This is a genomic window from uncultured Thiodictyon sp., assembly GCF_903828115.1.
Lineage (GTDB): Bacteria > Pseudomonadota > Gammaproteobacteria > Chromatiales > Chromatiaceae > Thiodictyon.
This window is the reverse complement of the sequence record NZ_CAIKKU010000732.1, coordinates 1-2,902: the sequence shown is the minus strand read 5'-3', so window position 1 is coordinate 2,902 and position 2,902 is coordinate 1. Positions and strand designations below refer to the sequence as shown.

The 2,902-nt window shown below is 67.5% G+C and carries 2 protein-coding genes; both read right to left on the bottom strand.

Going from position 1 to position 2,902, the window contains the following annotated elements; translation table 11 throughout:
* Positions 1–109: 109 nt before the first annotated feature.
* The gene (locus tag QZY48_RS27175; protein ID WP_295436701.1) at positions 110–1,102 is read right to left on the bottom strand and encodes a PQQ-dependent catabolism-associated beta-propeller protein; all 993 of its coding nucleotides are present in this window, start codon (positions 1,100–1,102) and stop codon (positions 110–112) included.
* Positions 1,103–1,105: 3 nt separating this feature from the next.
* Positions 1,106–2,398 (bottom strand): ABC transporter substrate-binding protein, encoded by a 1,293-nt coding sequence (locus tag QZY48_RS27170; RefSeq protein WP_295436699.1) that lies wholly within the window; start codon positions 2,396–2,398, stop codon positions 1,106–1,108.
* Positions 2,399–2,902: the final 504 nt, after the last annotated feature.

Sequence of the window (2,902 nt, the reverse complement as noted above, 5' to 3'; positions counted from 1 at the left end):
TGTCGTTGTCGTTGTCGAGGTTATCGTAGCACCCTGGATTCTCCCACACCAAATTGCATCGGTTCTCCGATTACGATTACGACAACGACAACGACAACGATGGTGTTACTCAAGGCGCGACCACCACCCCCCAGGGCAGACGCCCAACCGGGATGCTCTTGCGCACCTTGAGACTCGCAAGATCGATGACCGACATATCATTGCTGACGCCGTTGGTCGTGAACATCCGCTGCTGATCGGGGGAGAAGTCCAGGTTCCACACCCGCTGCCCGACCAACAGATATTTCTCGACCGCGAAGGTGGCGGTGTCGACCACCGCGACCCGGGCGGCGGGGCCCAGGGCGACATAGGCACGCTTGCCGTCGGCGCTCAAACGGATGCCGACCGGCTGGATCGACTCGGGGCGCAGCCCCGGGACCTCGAAGCGGATGACCTTGAGCTTCTCCTTGGTCGTCGTGTCGATCACGCTGACCGTCCCGCCGATCTCGGAGGAAACCCAGACCTGTTTGCTGTCCGGGGTGAATTGGGCGACCCGCGGGCGCGGGTCCACCAGCACATTGGCCACCACCTCACGGGTGGCGAGATCGATGAAATGGGCCATGTTGGTGGTTTCTGAGGTATTGACCAGCCATTTGCCGTCCGGGCTCAGGCCCATGCCCTCGGGCTCGACGCCCACCTGGATCTCGACCACCTTGGTGCGCCCCTCCACGTCCACCACCGTGACCATGTTGTCGTCCTCATTGGCGACATAGAGCAGGCGCCCGTCGGGCGCCAGGGCCAGGAGTTCCGGGTCCGGGCCCGAGGGGAGGCTGTGGGTGACCTTGAGGCTCGCCAGATCGAGCACCTCGATATGGTCGGCGTCGCTGGTGCAGACATACAGTGACTTGAAGTCCTTGCTGAGCGCGATACCCCGGGGTCTGGGTCCGACCTTCACGCTGGCCTTGATCGCGAGGCTCTCGCCATCCACCACCGTGATGGTATTGTCCTTCTCGCTGGAGACATACACCGTATAGGCGTCGGCCGCGCCGGGTAAGGCAAGGACGAGGATCGCCAGGAGTGCCCCGGCGCGGCTCATTACAGACAGTGAGTGAGTGATCGACATTCGTTATTTCATCCCGCAGGTGGTTTCGGCCCGGTCATAGCCCAGGGTGTCGAGTGTGGAGAACTGGTGCAGGAAGCCCTCTTGCGGCGACACCGACACCAGGACCCGGGGCGAGACGATCAGGAGCGGCTGGCGCAATTGCCCATTCCAGTCCCGAAAGGAGGCCGGCACCCCCTTGAAGGCGGCGAGTTTGAAGTCCGGACCCAGCAGGTAGGCGCGCAAGGGCCCGGGGTCGGCCGTGCCGGTGCGGGTCGCGGCCTCGCCGATACTGCGCACCGCGAGCCAGGCGGCATAGTCCAGGGGGGTCATGAAGCGCCCGGTGCGCTCGCGGAAACGGCGCTGGAACTGGGTCGCGCCCCATTGCTCCGAGACCCCGCTCCAGGCGGCGGCGCTGAGCCCCTGGGTCCCGCCCACCGGCCGCGCCAGGAAGCTGCGGTAATTCAGATACTCACCGAAGGTGTCTGACTCGTCTGCAACCAGCAGGATGTCGTAGTCCGCCACCTGGGTGAAGGCGTTGGCCTCCTGCTGCTCGGTGAAGTGCCCGGAGTCGGTGCGCGAGGCCCCGGCCTCGAAGGTCCAGGGCTTCTCCACCACGATCTTGGCACCGAAGCGCTTGCCCGCGCGCCGCAGGGCCGCCGCATAGGCCTGATCGCCCGGGGTGGGTCCGACCACCAGAAACCAGCGCGTCCAGCGCTTCCAGGCCAGGTATTGGGCCAGGGCGTCCGCCAGCATGGCGCGGCTCGGGGCCGTGTGCAGCAGGTTACGGCGGCAGTCAGTTACGCGCAGGCGATCGTCCGGCGCGCCGATGTTGAACAGCAGCGAATCCCGGGCCTCCGGCAGGTCCGCCAGGGCCAGCAGGTCGGGGGCCGGGAGGTTGATCAGAAAGACCCGCAGGCCCTGGCCGTAGAGGTCACGGAAGGCCGCGGCGGCCGGGGTCCCGGGTGCGACCCGCGTCGGCACCAGCTCGAACGCCTGACCGGTGAAGCGACCGGTGGTGGCGTTGTCGCGGATACCCTGACGCGCGCCCTCCAGGCCGTCATCGACGATCGGCGGCAGCAGGGCGGAGAGGGGGGGCACCGCGGCGGGTGCCTGGTCGATCAGGCCGATGCGCAGCGTGAATTCTGCGGCCTCGACGCCGGCCGCGAGGGTCAGGGCGAGGAGCAGGAGGGTCAAGCGGGGCCGGGCGCGCGTAGCGCTGCGCAGCGCGTCCGCGAGCGGGCGGGCGCACCGGGTTAATAGGGCCGAGCGCCAGGGCCGCGGACCCGTTTGGACTGCTGGACTGAAGGGTTGCGTCATGCGCTTGGCTCTCTCTCCCGGTCGGCTGATCGCGGACCCCGACCTGGGACGAACAGGGCAGACGGCGGATCATCCAGAGCGACAGCAAGACTCACGCCAGCACCCGGGCGCCGCGGGTGACCGGGGGCCGTGGTAGCAATGCCCGGCCCATTGGCCGTGCCGATAACCGTAGGGTGCGCCGCGCGCACCACGGCGCTGATCGAGACTCACGCCATTTCGTTCAACCGCAGCCCCTCAAGGTGCGCGCGGCGCACCCGACACCAATGGTTCGAGCCGTTCCGAGCGACGGCACCAGGGCGAGGGGTCGCCACCGGTCGGGCCAGGCGGCGTGGGACACTGCGTGTCACTTCTGACACGTCAGCAGGAATCGCACTCCGGGTTGGGCCGGTAGGGTGGACGAGCGGGAGCGAAGTCCACCGCAGCCAGCGCCGCCGCTGGTGGACTGCGCTGCGCTTGTCCACCTTACGATGTCGCGTGGCCGGAACCGTCACCAAGGCCACCGAC

What these genes read in the sequence shown, in the direction of transcription:
- QZY48_RS27170 (WP_295436699.1), bottom strand. Translation starts at nt 2,398, where the DNA reads ATGACGCAACCCTTCAGTCCAGCAGTCCAAACGGGTCCGCGGCCCTGG.
- QZY48_RS27175 (WP_295436701.1), bottom strand. Translation starts at nt 1,102, where the DNA reads ATGTCGATCACTCACTCACTGTCTGTAATGAGCCGCGCCGGGGCACTC.